Annotated in this window: 17 protein-coding genes; 11 read left to right on the top strand and 6 right to left on the bottom strand. The window is 42.2% G+C overall.

Annotated elements, in window-relative coordinates; translation table 11 throughout:
* Positions 1-79 precede the first annotated feature (79 nt).
* The 5 genes from gorA to KHN79_RS00340 all read left to right on the top strand — a co-directional run bounded on the left by gorA (position 80) and on the right by KHN79_RS00340 (position 6944).
* A complete protein-coding gene (gorA, locus tag KHN79_RS00360; RefSeq protein WP_182009920.1) occupies positions 80-1432 on the top strand; it encodes a glutathione-disulfide reductase in 1353 nt (450 codons plus the stop codon).
* Between the two features lie 88 nt (positions 1433-1520).
* Positions 1521-2723, top strand: a complete 1203-nt coding sequence (locus KHN79_RS00355) for a site-specific integrase (protein ID WP_182009921.1) — start codon at positions 1521-1523, stop codon at positions 2721-2723.
* On the top strand, positions 2720-4408 hold the full coding sequence (locus KHN79_RS00350) for a hypothetical protein (RefSeq protein WP_182009922.1): 1689 nt from the start codon (positions 2720-2722) through the stop codon (positions 4406-4408). The genes KHN79_RS00355 and KHN79_RS00350 overlap by 4 nt, the downstream gene beginning before the upstream one ends.
* Before the next feature lie 9 nt (positions 4409-4417).
* Entirely contained in the window at positions 4418-6529 is a 2112-nt protein-coding gene (locus KHN79_RS00345) for an integrase (RefSeq protein ID WP_182009923.1), read from the top strand.
* The gene (locus KHN79_RS00340) at positions 6501-6944 is read left to right on the top strand and encodes a hypothetical protein (protein WP_182009924.1); all 444 of its coding nucleotides are present in this window, start codon (positions 6501-6503) and stop codon (positions 6942-6944) included. The genes KHN79_RS00345 and KHN79_RS00340 overlap by 29 nt, the downstream gene beginning before the upstream one ends.
* A gap of 26 nt (positions 6945-6970) precedes the next feature.
* On the opposite strand, the gene KHN79_RS00335 is transcribed toward KHN79_RS00340, so the two are convergent.
* From KHN79_RS00335 to KHN79_RS00320, 4 genes are all read right to left on the bottom strand, one after another.
* Complete coding sequence (locus KHN79_RS00335; protein WP_182009925.1) at positions 6971-9160, bottom strand: S8 family peptidase; 2190 nt, start codon at positions 9158-9160, stop codon at positions 6971-6973.
* Between the two features lie 5 nt (positions 9161-9165).
* Positions 9166-10239 (bottom strand): ATP-binding protein, encoded by a 1074-nt coding sequence (locus KHN79_RS00330; RefSeq protein WP_182009926.1) that lies wholly within the window; start codon positions 10237-10239, stop codon positions 9166-9168.
* A 149-nt stretch (positions 10240-10388) separates the two neighbouring features.
* On the bottom strand, positions 10389-11762 hold the full coding sequence (locus KHN79_RS00325; RefSeq protein ID WP_182009927.1) for a DEAD/DEAH box helicase family protein: 1374 nt from the start codon (positions 11760-11762) through the stop codon (positions 10389-10391).
* Positions 11756-12268: a hypothetical protein gene (locus KHN79_RS00320; protein WP_280519659.1), complete on the bottom strand. Its 513-nt coding sequence runs from the start codon at positions 12266-12268 to the stop codon at positions 11756-11758. Before KHN79_RS00320 ends, KHN79_RS00325 begins: the two co-directional genes overlap by 7 nt.
* Before the next feature lie 116 nt (positions 12269-12384).
* Between KHN79_RS00320 and KHN79_RS00315 the strand changes: the two genes are divergently transcribed.
* The 4 genes from KHN79_RS00315 to KHN79_RS00300 all read left to right on the top strand — a co-directional run bounded on the left by KHN79_RS00315 (position 12385) and on the right by KHN79_RS00300 (position 15741).
* Positions 12385-12702: a helix-turn-helix transcriptional regulator gene (locus KHN79_RS00315; RefSeq protein ID WP_182009929.1), complete on the top strand. Its 318-nt coding sequence runs from the start codon at positions 12385-12387 to the stop codon at positions 12700-12702.
* Positions 12703-12789: 87 nt separating this feature from the next.
* A complete protein-coding gene (locus KHN79_RS00310) occupies positions 12790-13809 on the top strand; it encodes a hypothetical protein (RefSeq protein ID WP_118121356.1) in 1020 nt (339 codons plus the stop codon).
* On the top strand, positions 13802-15127 hold the full coding sequence (locus KHN79_RS00305) for a hypothetical protein (RefSeq protein ID WP_118121355.1): 1326 nt from the start codon (positions 13802-13804) through the stop codon (positions 15125-15127). The genes KHN79_RS00310 and KHN79_RS00305 overlap by 8 nt, the downstream gene beginning before the upstream one ends.
* Entirely contained in the window at positions 15127-15741 is a 615-nt protein-coding gene (locus KHN79_RS00300) for a hypothetical protein (RefSeq protein ID WP_182009930.1), read from the top strand. The genes KHN79_RS00305 and KHN79_RS00300 overlap by 1 nt, the downstream gene beginning before the upstream one ends.
* Positions 15742-16014: 273 nt before the next feature.
* On the opposite strand, the gene KHN79_RS00295 is transcribed toward KHN79_RS00300, so the two are convergent.
* Together KHN79_RS00295 and KHN79_RS00290 are read right to left on the bottom strand one after the other, a co-directional pair.
* Positions 16015-16626: a bifunctional 4-hydroxy-2-oxoglutarate aldolase/2-dehydro-3-deoxy-phosphogluconate aldolase gene (locus tag KHN79_RS00295; RefSeq protein WP_182009931.1), complete on the bottom strand. Its 612-nt coding sequence runs from the start codon at positions 16624-16626 to the stop codon at positions 16015-16017.
* A gap of 9 nt (positions 16627-16635) precedes the next feature.
* Positions 16636-18012 (bottom strand): GntP family permease, encoded by a 1377-nt coding sequence (locus KHN79_RS00290; protein ID WP_182009932.1) that lies wholly within the window; start codon positions 18010-18012, stop codon positions 16636-16638.
* A 153-nt stretch (positions 18013-18165) separates the two neighbouring features.
* Here KHN79_RS00290 and KHN79_RS00285 point away from each other — a divergent pair, with 153 nt between their 5' ends.
* Together KHN79_RS00285 and edd are read left to right on the top strand one after the other, a co-directional pair.
* The gene (locus KHN79_RS00285) at positions 18166-18690 is read left to right on the top strand and encodes a gluconokinase (RefSeq protein ID WP_182009933.1); all 525 of its coding nucleotides are present in this window, start codon (positions 18166-18168) and stop codon (positions 18688-18690) included.
* Positions 18687-20483, top strand: a complete 1797-nt coding sequence (edd, locus tag KHN79_RS00280) for a phosphogluconate dehydratase (RefSeq protein ID WP_182009934.1) — start codon at positions 18687-18689, stop codon at positions 20481-20483. The genes KHN79_RS00285 and edd overlap by 4 nt, the downstream gene beginning before the upstream one ends.
* The last annotated feature ends 20 nt before the right edge of the window (positions 20484-20503 follow it).

Here is a 20503-nt window from a genome sequence, read left to right as displayed (position 1 = left end):
GTTGCGGCGATATTGAGTTAACATCTCATTACCCCAATGTATTGGTTAACCAGAAATTCATACGCTCTTGGAGAAAGTAATGGCGACTCATTTTGACTATATCTGTATCGGTGGCGGCAGTGGTGGCATCGCATCTGCAAACCGTGCAGCCATGTACGGCGCGAAAGTCGCGCTGATTGAAGCACAAGATCTTGGTGGCACCTGTGTAAACGTAGGTTGTGTACCAAAGAAAGTGATGTGGCATGGCGCGCAAATCGCAGAAGCAATGAACCTATACGCGGAAGATTACGGATTTGATGTCGATGTGAAAGGTTTCGACTGGAGCAAACTGGTAGAGAGTCGTCAGGCTTACATTGGCCGTATCCACGAGTCTTACGATCGTGTTCTTGGCAACAACAAAGTGAATGTTATCAAAGGTTTTGCTAAGTTTGTTGACGAAAAGACAGTTGAAGTAAACGGTGAACACTACACAGCGGATCACATCCTGATCGCCGTGGGTGGTCGTCCTACGATTCCAAACATCCCGGGCGCAGAATTCGGCATCGATTCAAACGGCTTCTTCGACCTAGCTGAGCAACCAAAACGTGTTGCTGTGGTTGGTGCAGGTTACATCGCAGTTGAAATCGCAGGCGTATTACATGCACTGGGTACAGAAACACACTTGTTCGTACGTAAAGAGTCGCCACTGCGCAGCTTCGACCCGATGATCATCGAAACCTTGGTTGAAGTGATGGACGCAGAAGGTCCTAAACTGCATACGCACTCAGTACCGAAAGAAATTGTAAAAGAAGCAGATGGCAGCCTGACTCTGCATCTGGAGAACGGTGAAAGCCAAAACGTTGACCAGCTAATCTGGGCAATCGGCCGTCACCCAACAACAGATGCAATCAACCTTGCATCAACTGGTGTCGCGACTAATGATAAAGGTTACATCAAGGTAGACGAATACCAAGAGACTAACGTGAAAGGCATCTACTGTGTAGGTGACATCATGGAAGGCGGTATTGAGCTGACGCCAGTCGCGGTTAAAGCGGGTCGCCAGCTATCTGAGCGTCTGTTCAACAACAAACCAAACGCGAAGATGGATTACGACTTGGTTCCGACCGTGGTATTTAGTCACCCGCCTATCGGCACCATTGGTCTGACTGAGCCGGAAGCAATCGCGAAATACGGTGAAGACAATGTGAAAGTGTACAAATCGGGCTTCACTGCGATGTACACCGCAGTAACCAAGCACCGTCAGCCATGTAAGATGAAACTGGTATGTGCTGGTGAAGAAGAGACCGTTGTTGGTCTGCACGGCATCGGCTTCACGGTAGACGAAATGATTCAGGGCTTCGGCGTAGCAATGAAGATGGGCGCAACTAAAGCAGACTTCGACTCTGTAGTTGCTATCCACCCAACGGGCTCAGAAGAGTTCGTTACCATGTAGATCGGTGTCTGGAAAATCCACCCTGTAGATTTGTAAACACTGGAAAACATACTAGCCTCTATGTATATCAAATACATTGGAGGCTAGTATGGTTACTGTCGTAAATTCGAACAATTTTGACGTTCCCCGAATCTATCCGCCTTCAAGTAAATCAACATCTATTCATCTAACTGGGTTTCCTACCTTTTACTCCAAAGACCACGAATATCTACTGCCGGTAAACCTTTGGCTCAATTATTTAGTGAACATTCGAAAAGCAGCCGATATAACAGCAAGTGTTCGCGCTCTTAAAAGATATTGGCAGTTCTTAGAATCGAATAATTATTCCTGGGACAACTTCCCTGCGAACGACTACTTAAAACCGACCTATCGATTCCGAAATGATGATCTGTTAAAAGCGGCCAGATGTGGTGAGATCGCCTTTTCTACAGCGTCTATGTACATTCTTCATGTTATCAAATTCTATGAATGGGCAGCTCATGAGAGATTCATAACCTTCACTGAAGAGAACAAACCATTTAATTATCAGATAGTCCATATAGCTAACTCTGGGATGATGAGCCACAACAACCCTAGGTTTGCAGTACGTTCAACTGACCTCAGAATCAGAAAACCAGCAAGAAACGAACAACAAAAACTCAATCCATTATCTCAACAAGAACTACTTTTTTTCGCTGACTGCCTCAGAGAATGTTCCGAAGAATTTATCATTCATCAATTACTCCAAATACAGTCTGGGTTGCGCGTTGAAGAAGCTTGTACATTTCCATTTTCTATTGTTGAGATGCCTAACCCACATATTCATAGATATGAAGTAGAAATTGGTATTCACAATGGTGTACACACAAAATTCAACAAAACACGTAAAGTCGAAATACCCAACCAGCTAATGCGAAAAATGTATGATTACTCGGTTAGTGAACGTCGACTAAAGAGAGAAAAGAAAACAGATGGTGTAAATAAAACACTACTTCTTAATAATCTTGGAAACCCTCTTTGCAGCAATAACATCCAACAACATTTTCGTCGATTAAGACATCATATTCAAAATAAACATAATATTGTTTTTAGTCATCGGACTCACGATTTAAGGGCAACTTATGGTACCTATCGCTTAGACTCATTGTTGGATCACCTTCCAGTTGGTGATGCTTTAGCTTTAATTATGGGATGGATGGGGCACAAAGATGACAAAACCACATGGAAATACCTTCGATATTTAAGAAAAGAAAAAGCAAATCAAAATGCGATTGTAATGCTTGACCAAATATTGGAGGAAGCAATGTTATGACTTACACGCCTCCTAAGCTAACAATCAAACTTCGCACCGGAATCAAACAAACGTTCACTTATGACTTCACTCGTTTTTTCTACAAAGGAGTTGCTTTTAAAAGAGATTTACAGCGAGCAGAACCAGCACATCGAGATGCTGATGTTCTGAGATGGTACAGAATCTTTACTGAGACAAACGAATACTCTGATCTGACAAAACAAAGCTACCTAAGAGATTTTGCGAAATACGTTCGCTTTTGTGATACGAAAAGACTTAATCCGGAAAGCTCAGCCGCAGTTGAGTCATGGGAGAGACACTTAATAGAGCAAGTTCGTATATCTTCAATGAACGTCAATTCTGCGCGGAAAATGATTTCTTGTTCAAAAAAATGCTTGGAAATGCTTGGTAACCCAAGCTCAGAATGGTTCTCTCCTTATGGATTGTTTCGCTCTGAACTTAATCCTACTCAAGGTTATTCAGATCGAGAGCTGTCTTCCTTAATCAAAATTATTAACTCATTTTTCAGACAGGTATCCAAACAAATCATGGAGAACCCAAGCATACATTTGAATGCCTCAACCAATAAAAGAACCGCGACCTTTACCTACAACAATCATACACATGAAATCGCCTCACCAATAACAAAATGCTTTAGTGCCGCCTACTTCATGTTGTCCTATTACACTTGGGGCAATACAACCGTCCTCCTCAACATGACAAAGCCGAAAGAAAAAATATTTGAAGGTGGTAAATGGTTTGAGCAAAGTGTTTTAAAGCCTAGGGCAAATAAGTATGTATCTATATCGATTGGGGATAACGGTACATTTCATGTTCCCAAAATAGCACTTAGATTTTTTGAGCAGCTATTGCAGCTTAGTAGCCTTATTTCTTCGGATCCCCATTTGCTCTGGCAAACCAAAAGAGACCATATTGCTCCTTTGGAACAAGGACATATACAAACCTTCTCTAAATGGCTGTATGAGACGTTTGATCTAAAATCTGATGATGGTGAGCCACTAAGGCCAATGGCTTCGAAATTTCGTGCCAGTGGAAGTTGCCGCTATTTAGCAAAAACGGGAAATACAACTGAAACAGCATTGCTCTTAGGCAACACCCCATACACGTTATCAAAGCACTATTCTTCCGGAAATCAGGTTGAGAACCAAAAACAATTGCTTGCAGCAACTCACACAATTGAAGGCGCAGCTCGGTGTTCAGATATTAATTCCGCAAAAAAATTTGCAAAAAAAGAGTTGGGAGTAGAAGTTCTTCCGTACGAGGAGTTCCTTGCAAAATATGCAGATAAGCACGGCGAAAAAACGATTATAGGAACAGGCTGTAAAAATGTCTATTCCAGTCAGGCTGACAAATATCGAAGGAGGAATCACTTTAGCCCGAAAGACTTTAATGTTGACCACCTGGCTTGTTCTGACATTCATAATTGCTTCGATTGTGAAAATCAGGTCATCATTGAAAGTGTCGAGGATATCTGGTGTCTACTGAGTTATCGAGAATCGATCATTGATTCAAAAGTTCACCACCTCAATGAGCAGCATTTTAATAAAAACTATTCAGACCTTTTAAACTCGATCAATCGCATTGTCTTCACCATCCATCCCAAAGTAAAAAGATTAGCAGAAAAGAAACTGCAGAATGAAGGAAGACACCCTCTATGGCCAGAAGGAATCAACATCGATTTTTAAGGACAACCTATGACACCATTGTTTGAACTGCCTAAAAACATCCTCAAAGAGAACCTTTCTGAATATAAAAACATTGTTCAACTTTATTCTGACGGAAAACTAAAAAAACTCGATGATGTTGTAGTAACAAAGAATTTTGACGGTTCTCCCAACAGCCATTTTGGTGATGAAGAATGGGATTTCCGTGCATATTTAGATGCAAGAATCGTTTATAAAAAACGCATTGTTTTCTCAAAAATAGTTAGTGATGATTTGGCTAGAGAAATGAAGCTAATTTGCTTTTGCTGGCTTTATATTGCAGGACATCATAGAAAAGGTGCTGTCATAAAGCCTTCAACGTTAATTGCTAGATTTGCCAAATTAAGCATTCTTTATAAATTTATTGATTCTAAAGGCTTCCAATCTATTAACTCATTATCATCTGAAATCGTTTTTAGTGAATTTTGTGAATACCTTAAAGGGCAAAACTACAGTTCTGGGCAAGTCGAAGGTATTTACAATGCATTGATGCATGTAAAAAAAGCAGCGAGGTATCTCCCCATACAATTTGAAATACCACAAGGACGCACCCAGTGTAAATTTGGTAGGGAAATAACGGGGAGACTCTATGAAGGAAAAAATCAGTTCTATGCAATTCCGACCAGACTCATGGAAAAAATATACCGATATTGTTTTGATGTAGTAGAAACTTACCATCCCTATAAAGAAGCAATACATGAACTACTCTATGACATGAGGCAAAACTATGAAGAAGGGAAACGGAGAGTAGACGACAAAATACAAAGCGGTATATGGCAATGGATAAGTGAAGAATCCAATGAATATCGAGTTGAAGTTAATAAACATCAACCAGCAAGTTACAGCAGCATTATTGACGCCCACATTAAAGATACCCACTTAGAAAGCTTACTCCCCAAAAGTGCATTACGCATTCAAGGAACCATCATTGAAATTCAAACCATATGCTTTATTGTCTGTGGTGCATTAACCGGTATGCGCCGTTCAGAGCTTTTTTGTCTCCATTCAAATAGTTTCAAAGAAAAAGAAATGTACGGTAAAAAATACTACACACTTCAATCAGAACAACATAAATTTTCTCAAGGTCGAGGAAAAGTGGCGGAATGGGTAACAACAAAATTTACTCAAAAAGCAATTGAACTAGCAGAAGCAATATCAAGGTATATGCGCATACAATTACTTGAAGACGATGATCCAATGAGCGTTCATAATTCTAGCTGCTTATGGTTAGGCCAAGGACGAAAATCGCAAAAGCCCATTATTCGACAAGACAATAATATGCGTACTCATTTTTTAAAAATATGCGAGAAAGCGGGTGCTTTAATAACCGAAGATGACCTCGATGAGTTTAGAGTCATCAATCCAAACCGTGAACCAAATAATGCGGATGAGCGTTTAAAAGTCGGAAATGTCTGGCCCTTGACGACCCACCAACTAAGACGAACCTTCGCTGTATTTTCAAAACGTCATAATCTTTGTCACGATATTGCGATAAAACAACAGTTCAAACACCTAGATCTACCCACAACAGAATGGTATGGAGAAGGTGGTCTTGCCAGCAAAATAAAAGCACTACAGATCGATACAGAGCTTCAATCATTCCTCAATGACGTAATCCAAGAGTCTACGACACAAAAAATTCATGAATGGTATAAAGGCTGGGATTCAGGTCAACTGATGGGTCACATGGCCGGTTCAATCAATAAAAACCGAATATCTCTTCACAAAAAATATAAATCATGGGATGCGATTAATGAGCATGTAAAAGCAGGTCGATTAACCCTTGTAGGCACGCTACACTCTTACTGTATGGCTGGCTACGAATGCCAGATGCATAAGGTTAGTTCCCCAGCCAACTGTATGAGCTGTGAAAATCAACTCATAGATAAAGAAAAAGCTGAAAACTGGAACAAACGCTATCAATGGGTATGCAAACAAGTTATTGATATGGAAGCAATCGGTTCGTTAACCGCTTCCATGTATTCACATTTTATTACCCAAATCAGAGCCGCTGAAAAAGTTCTCCACAAATTTCAGATTCCATTCACAAGATTTGAGATAGGCAACGAAAATTATGAGCAAATCCCAAATTACGAAGGTTGAACTAGAGCAAGCACTAGAAAGAATTTTATCGGGAAAAACTCACCGCGTAGATCCTGCAAGGAAGATGTCCGTTAAGGCTGTCGAAGAAGAAGCAGGACTCGGTGATGGTTCTGCCTATTACTACAAAGATATAGTACAAAAAATAAAAGACTCAGCTATCCAAAACTCACCGAAAGCCAAAGCTCAAAACGCATATGAAGATAAGATTTCCAGCTTAAGAGAACGGTTAAAAAAAGAAATAAGCCTGAAAGAAAAATACCGAACGCAAACAGAAGATTTAAAAGAACAACTCTCTAATATGGCGAGCCAACACAACCAGCTCGCCTTAATGATTCAGCAATATCAGTACAAGATTGCTGAGTTAGATTCTGGAGTATCTATGCTTCCTTATCCTAAACCTAAAAGCCACCAATAACAGTTCAGATTCACGATACTTACAGACTATACTCTAACTCGGTTGGCAACTTTCACCGCTTGTAACGTCTGGTTTTGCTGAAGAACCAAGTTGTAAGTATTGTTATCACCCTGCGCTCTAATAGATATCACAAGTGAGTAGTTAAGTGGTTCCAGTTCTGTTTGGCTATCTCCACCTTGCTCTCTAGCGTGATACTTAACGTCAAACACCGGGTTGAAGAGGGTATCTTTTTTGAATCGTTGAGATCTAGAAATACACGTTTCCCATTTGTGTGCATCTTCCCTTAATTCCTCTTCAGTTTCATATAGATTACCAACGGAAAAGAACGTTTTAGAATCAGCATGATCAGATTCATCGCTTTTTTTCTTACTTTCATTTCCTCTAAACACAATATCAAGACCACTTCTCGTATAATGCAATGGGTGCTCTGGATCTGTAATTGCGTTGAAGCAAAACGTCGCTTTGAGGTGAACCCAAGTACAATCAATCCCATCAGGAATAGGGATAGGTATTCTCAAATGTTCTGACTTATTCAGTTCACCTTGATACACGATAATTGCTTCATCATCCAAGCATTCCACAATGGACTCTGGGGAATTTGGCAATAACCCCCACCCAACATCATTTTGTTCTTTTTCCTCACGACTCGCATGATGCACCATTAGCGCCTTTACTGTAGACGGATTCAAGTCAAAGTCTGTAATCGCATCGATGCCAGCCGCTACTCTTAAAGCATAAGGGGCAGCATAGCTTGTCCCTAATGTCCCTATGATTGAATGAGTCAAAGGAGAGTAAACTTTGAAAAGTTCACTGTATGAACCTCCAAAAATGACACCATCAGGCTTAACTACTCCTGGGCTTCTGCCTGGTCCAATACAGCTGTAGGGAGCTCTTTCCCACTTATCACTTTTAGAGTCACTCGCCCCAACAGCAAAACAGTTAACCATGTCACTTGGAGGTTGTATCCTAGCAAACTCACCGTCTAGCTCTCCATCATTACCAATGGCAACAGTGGCAAAGCAGTGGCCATCTTGTAGAAGCCTGTCAATAACCGAGGTCCATACGTGCACATCATCATCATCTATCGCCAGTCTTGGCCCTAGACTCAAATTTATGTATTTATATTCCTTTTTCTTTAAAACATCTTCTACTCTAGTCAATACATCGAATAGATCGGGATCTGTATCCGTAGCTGATAAAACACGAACAATATCGACTTTAGAATATGGTTCTCCCATTTGGGGACTTCCATCTATGTATGGCCCAAAGAGAAATGCAGAACATACTTCACTGCCATGGGCTAACAAGCTTGGGTGTCCATGAGTAACATCGGATGGAATATACTCTGTCACCCAATCATGGAGAATATGTTCCGTACCTATTCCGCCATCGAATATACATACCTTAAAATCATTGTTTAACGCTTTGAACTGAGGTAGTTCAAAGGCTTCTTTTAGGGACTCTCTCAGCACATCAGGGTGATTAAACCTGAGTTGAGGCATACTCCTTAGTGCCCTTAGATGAGAAAATTGTGCCAATTCCTGTTCTGTACCAGTGCCAATAGTCACGGGCAAGAAAGTCAGTCCCCCTACAGTTTTAGCTCTTTTCCAATCAACAATTCCCCCTAGGGAGACTGAATAGTCGTTAAATGAACGTTTAACGAATTCATCATGCTCAGAAGCATGCAACACTACCTCTAGCTTGAGTTCATCACTCTGCTCGTCTATATGCTTGATCTTTTCATCAGGAGTTATAGAGCTAATATTTTCGATTGATCTAATGATATCTTTTGTAGTCTCAGGTAAGTTGTCATGCTGAATACTGTTCAACATTGCTTCGAACTTCGATTTAGTTCCTGACACAAAAATACACGATGTAAGCCCTTCTTCAGGGTGTTTTTTAACGGCCCACTTTTCGGGTTTTATACGCTGGGATTTTGAGCCTACATCCTTAATATCATATCGATTAAATAACTTTGTCGGGTAATAGGACTTGGCAAGGTAAGAAGGGTGTTGTAAGAACTTTATTACAACCTCACCATTTGCACATTGTGCCTCTGGTTTTAAGTCTATGTCTTCGATAACACTAGACAGGTCTTTTACCAATCTATCTCTTGCTTCATAAAAAGTGTATGGATGCTTCTTTTCACCCCCACCGCTCCTTACTTCCACAGAGTTAGTAAGCGATTCACCATAGCCAATAATAAAGTTCTTCATTACTTTTACCCTTCCCCAGAGTCTTCAATCGACTTTTTAACCGTTGGTCTACTAATACCAAGCTTATTTGAGATAGCTCTTTGAGAGAGTCCTTGTTTATGAAGCTTTACAGCCATTACTTTCTTCTCTTCCAAGCTCAACTCTTCGTGATAACTTACATTCTCTTCTCCAACTAGCTTCCTAAGCGTCAGTGATGAAATTACATTAGCTCGCTTTTGCTGCGTCAATTCACGATCAATATTGCTGAATGACATACCTTCAAATTTATCGAGATATTCTTCTTTCTTATCAGCAACATCTGACCAATAATTGGATAAGTACTCATTTACCATTCCCTTTGTAGGCATTGTAAATGATATTTCCATATCAAACCGTCTCCATATAGCAGGATCTAGAAGCTCACCATGATTTGTTGCTGCAATAAGTAATGATGTTGCAGGCCATTCATCTATAGTCTGGAGAAGTACCGTAACCAGCCTTTTAAGTTCACCTAGCTCACGATCATCATCTCGACGTTTCGCTATAGCATCAAACTCATCAAGCAGCAGTACGCAAGGAAAAGACATAGCATGCTCGAGTACAGCCCTTACATTACTTCCTGTTTTTCCTAAAAAGCTACTCATCACGGTCGCTAAATCTAGAGTTAACAGTGGAAGATCCAACTGATTTGCCAACCACCTAGCGGAAAGAGTTTTACCAACTCCAGGTGGGCCTTGGAATATAATCGACTTAGTTGGCTGTAGCCCCTCTGATAAAAGAGCGTCTTTATACTCTCTTTCTAATAGCACTTGCTCAAAAGCTTCCGAAACATCCTTAGAGTAAATGGGCTCCTTCAGAAGCGACACTGGCTCTTCTACTTTGATTAAACTTTGTCTGCTATCTGCATCTACAGGTAGAGGTAACCGCCTAACGTTACTGCTCCTTAAAGCATCTGTAGCCAATTTTTTATTTATCTGCTCATATAGCGATGGGCTATCTAGTCGAACTTTTGAAGCCAACTTTCTAACAATCATTTGAGCTGTAGATTTATCTCCCTTAAGGGCAACATCTATCAAATTTAATATGAATTTATCTTCCATTTTAACCTACATGTTTAGGTTTCAATTTCAAAATGGTAAACCAACCACCACAAGATTACCACAAAAACATCCAATACTTACCACAAAAAATAATAATTTAACCACCATGAAGTCAAAAAAAACCCACCCGAACTGGTAACCAATGAGAACTACGAAAAAGCAGAAATGACGCGCTGTTTGAATCCCCCTAGCCGAAGGTCATCAACAGCACTAAGCGAGCCACCTGAACTGGAGCCGCTTTTAACTGTATTCCCCCAGATAAGATTTGAGTTAACTACTTCTTCACCTAACAAAGAGTTATTTTGATTTATTAGACTACGGTTATCAGCAAATTCAGATTCTTCTTGCGTGGCAAGTTTGGCAAAAAGACATGATTCAGGAATGTCTTGTTCTATCCGTTCTGCAAATTCAATCAAGCTTTTCTCTGCAAAAGTAAATAGCCAAGCTTGCTGGTTTATCAGCCCATTTACTCTAAGAATGCGTCCAAGTACTTGCCTAAAGTACAATTCAGTTTTGACCGAACTCATATGGCAACAAACTTGAAGACGAGGAATATCAGTACCTTCGCTAATCATTCCAACACTAACGATCCACTGAGCATCACTTTGACGATATCGTTCTATTTCAACTAAAGGCTCTTCATGACGGTATGTAACTATTGAGACTGTTTGGGAGTATTTATGAGAAAGTATTCTCTTAATTACTTTCGCATGCTGAACGGATGAAGCAACAACTAACCCTCCCGCACTTGGCGATTCAGAGCGTATTTCTGCAAGCTTTTTACAACCAAGACCAAGCAAGTACTCCATCGCTTCTTGATTATGTATGACACTCTGATAGGAGGTTTTAGTCTGTTTAATCATCTCTAGTATTGAGGAAAATGATTCAACCTTTTCATCACAAATTACCGACAAATGTTCATTGTCTACTAGGACCAACTTTGGAGATCTGCAAACCTTATCAGCAATAGCTTGCTTCAACGTATATTGATAGTCGACCTGAAGCTGCCCCTCAGAGTCACTGTACTCACCCAATACGATAGGTAAAGCATCCGAACGCCATGGGGTTCCCGACATAGCAAGTGTATAGGTCGCAAGTCCCTGAATTTTTGTAAGTACTTGTTGACCCCAAACATTTGCATTTTCTATCTCTGAGCCCGAGCAGTGATGAATCTCGTCAAAGACAACAAACACTCTTCGGTAACGGAGGGTTTGCCAAAATTCATCATTAAGGAATTGAATGGATTGATAGGTTAGCGACTGCCCAATTGAACCTAACCCACCATTAAAAGTGCAATTTAGAGTGTTCGAAAAGGTTTTTTTTATTCCATCCGAAACCGTTAAAGACGGCGAAAAACACAATACAAGTTCGACCATATCATCTTGCAACAGTCTTGAAGCAATCGTAGCTGCAAGAACGGTTTTACCAGCCCCCGGTGTGGCTTGGCAAAAGAAGTGACGATGATTATCTTTAAATTTTCTTAATGTTCTTTCTGAACACTCTATTTGCCAAACTCTTAACACGTTTGTTTTCCTTCATAGAGCATTTTCAGAACATTTGTTAACCCATTAACCTTTCCCAGTAGGTACGCAGAGCGTTCTTTTGCTTCATCAAGAAGCATGGTTAATTTCGGTTCCAATTCAGGAAATCGAACTTTAAGGGACTGGTATTCATCAATCTCACCTAAAACAATTTCTAGCTCTCCTTTGTATTGATTGCACTCACTCACTAACACCGAGTAGTCACGGCTCGAATAAATATCAATATCTACATTTCCTGATTTTGGCTCCACATTAAGAGATTTAAAGGTGTCTGTCTGAAAGTATCTTTTTTGACGACCGCTCCCTTCACTTCTAAGCCAGCCTTTCTTTATAAACCGTAAGATTTGTCGATAAACCTTTTTGCGCGCTTCATCAGGATCAACAGGAGAGCCTTTTAGAACAATAAACTCATCCCTTAATTCAATTACTGAAAAACCATCCATTGTTCTTTCAATCAACAAGTTATACATATCTGTACTGATCTTCATAGAACGTTTCATGTATTGCTAACACCACCAGAAAAACTAAGGATTGCTTAGTATACAGAAATCAGTAAAACTAAGAAAATCTTAGTTACCGTTGAGCTTTAAGATATGAACCATAAGTGTCATTCCAAAACCCAATTCCACTGCGCCTCAAAGAAGCGCGTAAAAAAGCAAAACTCTCTCAGAAGGCCTTGGGAGTAAAAATAGGTATGGATGAAAGCTCGGCAAGCCCAAGGATGAATCAGTACGAAAAAGGGAAACATTCGCCTGATGTTCAAACGCTGAAACTGATTGCGGATGAGCTTGATGTACCGTTAAGTTACTTTTTCTGTGAGGATAAGTTATCTGCGCACCTAGCTATTGCCATAAGTCGACTAACTCCTTCACAAAAAGAAGTACTTCTCAACTACATCTCACAGCTAGATGTTGATAGCTAGTTTTACTATTGCTTGAGCTAAGTACTATTAAAACTAAGAGGTTGTGATATATCATTCTCTGCGCATATGAACGGATATACTGCGAAAATGACCCATATTAACCTGCACTCAAAACTATTAGATAGTACGAAGACCTTCTGCGATGATTCTCTTGTTTCCGCCTGTGCTGACGAACAGAACACAGCGCTGACCGAGCTCGTTTTCAATATTTCTAGGTATCAAGAAGAAGGCACTAAGCTTCATCCAAAAGTGTATCTCACCAGCAATATTACACTTGCGCTCCAGATGTTACCTGGTTCAGATTCGATGCAGATTGGCTCAGAAGTTAACTTATCTAACGCTATGAGATCTGCGCTTAAAAAGTGTGCCCCTCTCGCTAATAATGGTTGGTGTATTTACATAGCCCAAGAAGATGCACAAGTATGCTACGGTATATTTAGAGGTGACACCAATCCCATTACGACTTCAATCGATGAAGTGGTTCTTACTACAGATGTTCCTTACAACACAATTAAAGTCCACCAAGTCACACAAGACCAAGTTGAAGTAAGATCGAACAAAGGCCCTACTTTATACATATCTTTAAGCCCAGCGGCGAACAAACACACATCAACACAAAGCGACTTATCAAAGCTCATAGACTGCATAACAAATGAAGTGCAAGAAAATAAAGAGTTCGTGCATAGAATACTGTCTGATTCTCTATCAGAAGCAATTAAAAAGAGTCATGGATGCTTAATTGCCGTATCGACCTCCGAGCAAACCCCGACCACTTTCAATGGCGATGGGATACAATTGTCACCTGTAATAGACTTCCATAAACTCGTAACTCTATGTATTAATGAAGATAAAGAAGCTGGCACACTAATCAGCTTTACTCATATTCTGGAAAGTATGATAAACACAGATGGTATAGTTATCTTCAATCAAAAAGCCCAGCTACTAGGTTTTAATTTTTTTATTCAATCCTCTTCGACAAATTCTTTTGGAGGGGCACGAAGTCGCGCATTTGAAGCACTGTGTTCAAAACTTGATACAGAGCTTTGTGGAGCTTATATGCAATCGCAAGATGGTTTAACTCAATTTAAAGGAGCTGATAATGAGTAATATCACACTCTGGCAGCCAGATAACATCGTCACTATTCCTGAAACAGCAGTTACAGCTACTGCAATTGCAGATTGTGCTCTACAGCTAAATACAAAAGATAAACATCAGATATCTTTTGCTTTAGACAACGGCTTTTATGAAATGGGTATGAACTACCTTTGGTCTCGCACGATAAATGCGCTTAAAGCAGAACTATCGAATGTCGGTGTTAGTCTAATAGGTGAAATGTTAGGTAAAGCTGACGTCACCGAAGATGATGATATCAACGATATTATTACTACAAGAGAGTCCATTAAAATCGCAGAAGAACTAGGTATGATTAGTTCAACTGAAGCAATGAGATTAAGGCACTCACATGAGCTAATAACTCATTTCTCAACACTAAGTATGACAGAGAGTGAGCAGCAAAATATAAATAAAGAAGAGGCTATCATGTCTCTGAAGGCATGCGTAAAAGCTGTTTTGGGTAAACCAAAAATTCCTGTAGCAACGCCCTTCATCGAGTTTCGCGAAGCATTAGAAACAGAAACACTCTCCGAGTCTGACCCTAAAGTCGACATGCTCAAAAGTTCTCCATATTTTTTCTACAAGTTAACAATTAGCGTTCTAATGAATGCAGCAAAAAAAGCTAATGGAGCCCCCTTAGAGCACGCTCTAGCTAACAGTAACCTACTCATACCACTTATGTGGCCAAGCTTACTCGATTCTGAAAAATGGCAAGTTGGTCATACGTATGCTGAAACTTTTGCTTCAGGGAAAAATATCTCTGTTAGTGGGCTTAAAAGAACACTACTAAAAGTCCATGGATTCGATTACGTCCCTGAAAACCTGAGAAGTGATTCATTCGTAAAAGCTGCGGATGAAATAATCAAAGCTCATGAAGGAATGGATAATTTCTACAATGAAGAAGCGCCAGTCAAAAACCTAGCGAATCTAGGGACAACCATCCCTACACCAGCTCTTCCTGCATGTGTGTCTGCTTTACTTTGTGTTGTACTTGGCAATCCATATGGAACATCTCATACAGCGAAACCTAAAGCACAATACTTGCTAGACATGCTTACCCCTGACCGCTGGGAATACTATCTAAACCATGTATTACCAAGTGACACTAGGATTCTAAACAAACTTTCGATTTCTAGACCGAGTGAAAACTGGGTAGATGACGTAGTAAAAAAATATAAGCTTGATCAATTAACAATTAAAAACAAGAACGTTAGTTCCCTTATCAACGTATCTAAACGCTCTAACTACTCCAAGATTAGATCTCTAGCAGCAGACTTAACCGCAGCTTATTATGGAAGAGAAAACAAATAATGAAGTATCTAATACCTAGTTGGAAAGCATTGAGAGTTCTAGGGGAAAGCAACACAGTTAAGCTAACTATGTTGACGCCAATCATTGGATACATGATCATATTTAGTGAAAAATTTCAAGAGTGGTTCACGTTAACCTCATCCGTTCTTGGAGTGGGCTCCACGCAAGTAGCTGAAACTACGATTTCCAACAGTTACTTTCTTTACTTTGGATTGATCGCGATTGCACTAGCATCTGGGCTATACAGTTTGTCAGCTCCCTCACTTGTTAAAGAGTACCGTTCTAATCGTGAATATGTACAAGAAAACATTGAACATATTACTCTATCTCGACTATTGGGGCTGTCCTCTTTTGTTGAAAAAGAGTACGGTGATAAAAAGAAAAGGCATGAGGTTTTCATCAATATTTCACAGTTTGAATCATCGTCAAAATCAACTGAGAACATAGATGCATCAGTACTAAGAACTCTTGCAATAGATCTTCACAATCACTTTTGGAACTGCACAGTATACAGCCGATGTGTGCTTAGAGCCCTGACCACTCTACTGTATATTTCTGGATTTATATTGCTGATGGTGCCGACCGCAAAATTGTTCTGGAACGTTATCTGTTAATTAATCCCTTAAAGTCTGGAAAAACTGTTTTCCAGACTTTAATTTTCTTCGAAAAACGTCCAGTTTTCGTCTTTTCTGGAAAAAAGCCCTTATAGCTTACCATCACAAGGTTTCCAGAAAAAATCCAGAGTTAGATATAAAGGGTATGATGCGACCATGCGTTAATCACTGATTAAAAGCATTAAATAAAAAGGGTCATCTTCAGATGACCCTTTTTCGTATCACGTTTAAAACGTTTGAGGTTATGGAGCGATTTAAGCCCGGTGGTGCAAATTACTTAACCGCACGCACCAGTTCAGCCAGACCTTCCCAGTCGCCATTGTCCATCATTGCTGTTGGTACCATCCACGTACCGCCACAGGCAACCACTGACTTCAGCGCCAGATACTCTTCTACATTAGACGGGCTGACGCCACCTGTCGGCATAAAGTTTACCGGGTAAACGGCTGTCAGAGCTTTTAGCATGTTCACGCCACCAGACGGTTCTGCCGGGAAGAACTTCAGCGTGCGCAGACCCATTTCCATGGCCTGCTCAACCAGGCTTGGGTTGTTCACACCAGGAACGATAGTCACGCCACGTTGCTGACAGTATTTCACTGTGGTCGGGTTAAAACCCGGGCTGACGATAAAATCCACACCCGCATCAATAGCGATATCGACTTGTTGCGTGGTCAGTACAGTACCTGCACCAATCAATAACTCCGGATATGCTTCACGCATGATACGAATCGACTCTGCCGCCGCATCAGTGCGGAATGTCACTTCTGCACATGGTAAACCGTTTTCTACCAACACTTTAGCCAGTGGCAGTGCGTGTGCGACATCGTTGATAGCGATAACCGGAACGATTTTGATCTCTCTCAATCGTTGTTCAAGTGTTGTCATGGGTAACCTCTAAAGAATAAAGCTTAATGTTGCGACGATAATAAACGCGATGCCGCCAAGTAGCGTTTCCATTACCGTCCAGGTTTTTAATGTGGTTTTTTCATCCATCTCAAGCAGGCGAGATACCAGCCAGAAACCAGAATCATTGAAGTGTGAAAGCACAGTAGCACCACCAGCAATGGCAATCACGATAAAGCAAAGATCAAGCTCGCTCAGACCAGTAGTGACCGCAACAACAGGGGCAATAAGTGCGGCTGTGGTTGTCAAAGCGACAGTAGCCGAGCCCTGAGCAACACGCAGACAAGTAGAAATAACAAATGCAGCAACAATAACAGGCATACCAGTATTGGTTAACACGCCTGCAAGCGCATCACCGATCCCGCTTGCACGCAGTACTCCACCAAACATACCGCCAGCACCGGTCACCAGAATTACGCCACAGATTGGAGCCAGTGACTCACCACAGAGTTTTTCCAGTTTTGCCATCCCGTAATCTTTAGCAAACACAGCAAGACACACTACCAGGGTAATAAGCAGGGCTACCGGGGTTTTACCCAGCATGCGTAGGAATGACACCAGTGAAGAGCCGCCATCAATAACACCAGCCACCGCTAAGGTGTTGAGAACCGTATCTAAACAGATTAGAAGGACAGGCAACACAAGCAGCGTCATCACTGTCGCAAACTTTGGCAGTTTGCTTTCATCGACTACCGCATCGCCGTCAAAGAAGGCTTTGGAAAGCGGGATCTCAAATTTCTTACCGGCATAAAGACCAAACAGGTAAGCGCCAAGGTACCAGGTCGGAATAGCAACCAAGATACCAACCACCAAAAGCAGGCCAATGTTTGCGCCAAGAAACTCTGCCGCAGCAACGGGACCCGGATGCGGTGGAACAAACGCGTGCATTACTGCAAAGGCACCGGCAGCAGGTAACGCGTATTTGAGTGGCGAACCACCAAAACGAGCAGCAACGCTGAGAATAATTGGCATCATCACAACCAAGCCAGCATCGAAGAAGATTGGAAAGCCAAATAATAATGAGGCGATACCTAGCGCAAGTGGTGCACGCTCTTTACCAAAGCGGCCAATCAGGGTGTCCGCCAGTACTTTCGCACCGCCGGTCACTTCAAGAATTTTACCGATCATCGCGCCAAGGCCGACCAGCAATGCGACGGAGGCCAGAGTACCACCAAAGCCGCCCATCATAGTCGGTACGACCTTATCCGTTGAAACGCCAGTGGCAATAGCAGTACCCAAACTCACCATTGTGAGGGAAGCAAACGCATGGACTTTCAGTTTAATAATTAAAACAAGTAACGCTGCAATGGCAAGGCCTGCAATCGTCAGTAAGTATGTAGGATCAGGGGCTTGGGCTAATTGCTCCATAGGTTCACCTTTAAGAATTATAGTTTGTGTTTTGGTTCACATTTATTTAAGTTACCGGTAACATGTTACCGATAACATGAATAAGATAAACCTAAATTTTCAAGTGAATTCAAAAATTGAGATCACGCGCAACTTTAGTTATGAGGATAAATTATGGCTGGTAGTAGTGTCATCGTTATGGGTGTGTGTGCTAGCGGAAAAAGCACAATTGGCGAGCAACTGGCAAGAAAGCTGGGGCGTAAATTCATCGATGGTGATGACCTTCACCCGCGAGCAAACATCCAGAAAATGGCATCTGGTCAGCCGCTTAATGATGACGACCGCAAGCCATGGTTAGAGCGCATTCGCGATGCGGCTTACAGCCTGGAAAGCAAGAATGAGCACGGCATTATTGTCTGTTCAGCACTGAAAAAGAGTTACCGCGATCAGATCCGCGAAGGCAACGACAACGTGACCTTCTTATTCCTTGATGGCGATATGGCACTTATCCTCAATCGCATGCGCATGCGCCAGGGGCATTTCATGAAAGAAAACATGGTGAAGAGCCAGTTCGAAACCCTGGAGCGCCCGGATAACGAACCTAAGACGCTAAGCGTGAGTATCGATGGCGACATCAGTGATATTGTCGAGCGCTCTGCAGCAGAACTGCAACAACAACCTGTTGAGGTAGCGTTATGACCCACCCTGTTATTCTCAACGTTACAGAGCGTTTGACCGAGCGTAGCCGGGAGGCACGCGCATCATTTCTAGCACGAACAGAAAGCCAGGCTGAAGCCGGAAAAGGACGAGTCGGCTTGTCTTGCGGTAACCTTGCTCATGCCGTTGCTGCGTCATGCTCTACAGAAAAAGAGAATATTCTCGATTTCACCCATTCCAATGTTGCACTTATCAGCGCTTATAATGACATGTTGAGTGCCCACCAGCCTTATCAGAGCTATCCGACGCAAATTAAACAAGTACTGGCGAAGTATGGCCACACCGCTCAGGTGGCAGGTTGTGTTCCCGCGATGTGCGATGGGGTGACACAGGGTCAGGCTGGTATGGATATGTCACTGTTTTCCCGTGACTTAATCGCGCAATCAACCGCGTTATCACTGAGCCACAACGTCTTCGATGCCACACTGTTGCTGGGTATCTGCGACAAGATCGCACCGGGTCAGCTGATGGGGGCGCTTTCCTACGCTCACTTGCCGACAGCATTTGTACCTGCAGGTCTGATGGCCACAGGTATCAGCAACGAAGAAAAAGTCGATGTGCGCCAGAAGTACGCTGCGGGTGAAGTCGGTAAAGATGCCTTACTGGATATGGAGTGCCGCGCTTATCACTCCGCAGGTACCTGTACCTTTTACGGCACAGCCAATACTAACCAGTTAGTGTTCGAAGCCATGGGCCTAATGCTACCAGGCTCTGCGTTTATCCACCCGTATAGTGAACTGCGTAAAGCGCTAACAGACCATGCGGCACTGAAGATAGCGTCCATGACTACAGGCTCCAGCAATTTCCGTCCTCTGGCTGAAGTTGTAACGGAAAAGAGCCTAATCAACGGTATCATTGCGCTGCTAGCATCTGGCGGCAGTACTAACCACACCATTCATATGGTCGCCGTCGCTCGCGCTGCTGGTATCTTATTAACCTGGCAGGACATCAGTGATTTATCAGAAGTTGTGCCACTGCTGGCACGCGTATACCCGAATGGTCCCGCGGATATGAATGCGTTTCAGGCAGCCGGTGGCGTACCCGCGCTGATGTACCGTCTGAACGAATCCGATCTCCTGCATCGTGACGTGAAGCCTGTGTTCGGGGAGTTCTCTGATCAAATGACGATACCACGTCTGAAAAATGACAAACTGATTTGGGCGACCTGTCAGGGTAGCGGGGACAGTGAAGTTATTGCCTCATCAGAAGCGGTATTCCAAAACACAGGTGGTACACGCGTGCTGAACGGCAACTTAGGTAAAGCCGTGGTTAAAGTTTCTGCCGTCAAAGAAGAACAGCGCATTATTGAAGCACCAGCGGTGGTATTCCAGTGCCAGCACGAAGTAGAAGCCGCTTACAAACGTGGCGACCTTAATAAAGACTGCATTGTCGTGGTGACACACAACGGTCCCGCCGCAAATGGTATGCCGGAGTTACATAAACTGATGCCTATTCTGGGTAACGTACAGAAAGCAGGCTTTAAAGTCGCGCTGGTGACAGACGGTCGTTTGTCAGGAGCATCAGGTAAGATCCCGTCTGCGATTCATATATCACCCGAAGCAATTCGTGGTGGCGCGATTGGTTTAGTGCGTGATGGCGATACGATTAGTGTCGATTGCCAGACTGGCGAACTGAATAATTTAGCTGACACTTCTGGCCGTGAAATATTTCAGCTAGATACCGAATCAATGCAGCAGACATGGGGGCGCGGATTGTTTGCGGTGATCCGTCATAATGTTTCCAGTGCCGACCAAGGGGCAAGCTTTATTGTCTAAAACAAAAAGCGGAGTGCTCC

The organism is Vibrio sp. B1FLJ16 (assembly GCF_905175385.1).
Taxonomy (GTDB): domain Bacteria; phylum Pseudomonadota; class Gammaproteobacteria; order Enterobacterales; family Vibrionaceae; genus Vibrio.
This window is presented reverse-complemented; position numbering and strand designations above follow the sequence as displayed.

Coding starts and splice junctions, on each gene's coding strand:
- gorA (WP_182009920.1), top strand. CDS start 80: ATGGCGACTCATTTTGACTATATCTGTATCGGTGGCGGCAGTGGTGGC.
- KHN79_RS00355 (WP_182009921.1), top strand. CDS start 1,521: ATGGTTACTGTCGTAAATTCGAACAATTTTGACGTTCCCCGAATCTAT.
- KHN79_RS00350 (WP_182009922.1), top strand. CDS start 2,720: ATGACTTACACGCCTCCTAAGCTAACAATCAAACTTCGCACCGGAATC.
- KHN79_RS00345 (WP_182009923.1), top strand. CDS start 4,418: ATGACACCATTGTTTGAACTGCCTAAAAACATCCTCAAAGAGAACCTT.
- KHN79_RS00340 (WP_182009924.1), top strand. CDS start 6,501: ATGAGCAAATCCCAAATTACGAAGGTTGAACTAGAGCAAGCACTAGAA.
- KHN79_RS00335 (WP_182009925.1), bottom strand. CDS start 9,160: ATGAAGAACTTTATTATTGGCTATGGTGAATCGCTTACTAACTCTGTG.
- KHN79_RS00330 (WP_182009926.1), bottom strand. CDS start 10,239: ATGGAAGATAAATTCATATTAAATTTGATAGATGTTGCCCTTAAGGGA.
- KHN79_RS00320 (WP_280519659.1), bottom strand. CDS start 12,268: ATGAAGATCAGTACAGATATGTATAACTTGTTGATTGAAAGAACAATG.
- KHN79_RS00310 (WP_118121356.1), top strand. CDS start 12,790: ATGACCCATATTAACCTGCACTCAAAACTATTAGATAGTACGAAGACC.
- KHN79_RS00305 (WP_118121355.1), top strand. CDS start 13,802: ATGAGTAATATCACACTCTGGCAGCCAGATAACATCGTCACTATTCCT.
- KHN79_RS00300 (WP_182009930.1), top strand. CDS start 15,127: ATGAAGTATCTAATACCTAGTTGGAAAGCATTGAGAGTTCTAGGGGAA.
- KHN79_RS00295 (WP_182009931.1), bottom strand. CDS start 16,626: ATGACAACACTTGAACAACGATTGAGAGAGATCAAAATCGTTCCGGTT.
- KHN79_RS00290 (WP_182009932.1), bottom strand. CDS start 18,012: ATGGAGCAATTAGCCCAAGCCCCTGATCCTACATACTTACTGACGATT.
- KHN79_RS00285 (WP_182009933.1), top strand. CDS start 18,166: ATGGCTGGTAGTAGTGTCATCGTTATGGGTGTGTGTGCTAGCGGAAAA.
- edd (WP_182009934.1), top strand. CDS start 18,687: ATGACCCACCCTGTTATTCTCAACGTTACAGAGCGTTTGACCGAGCGT.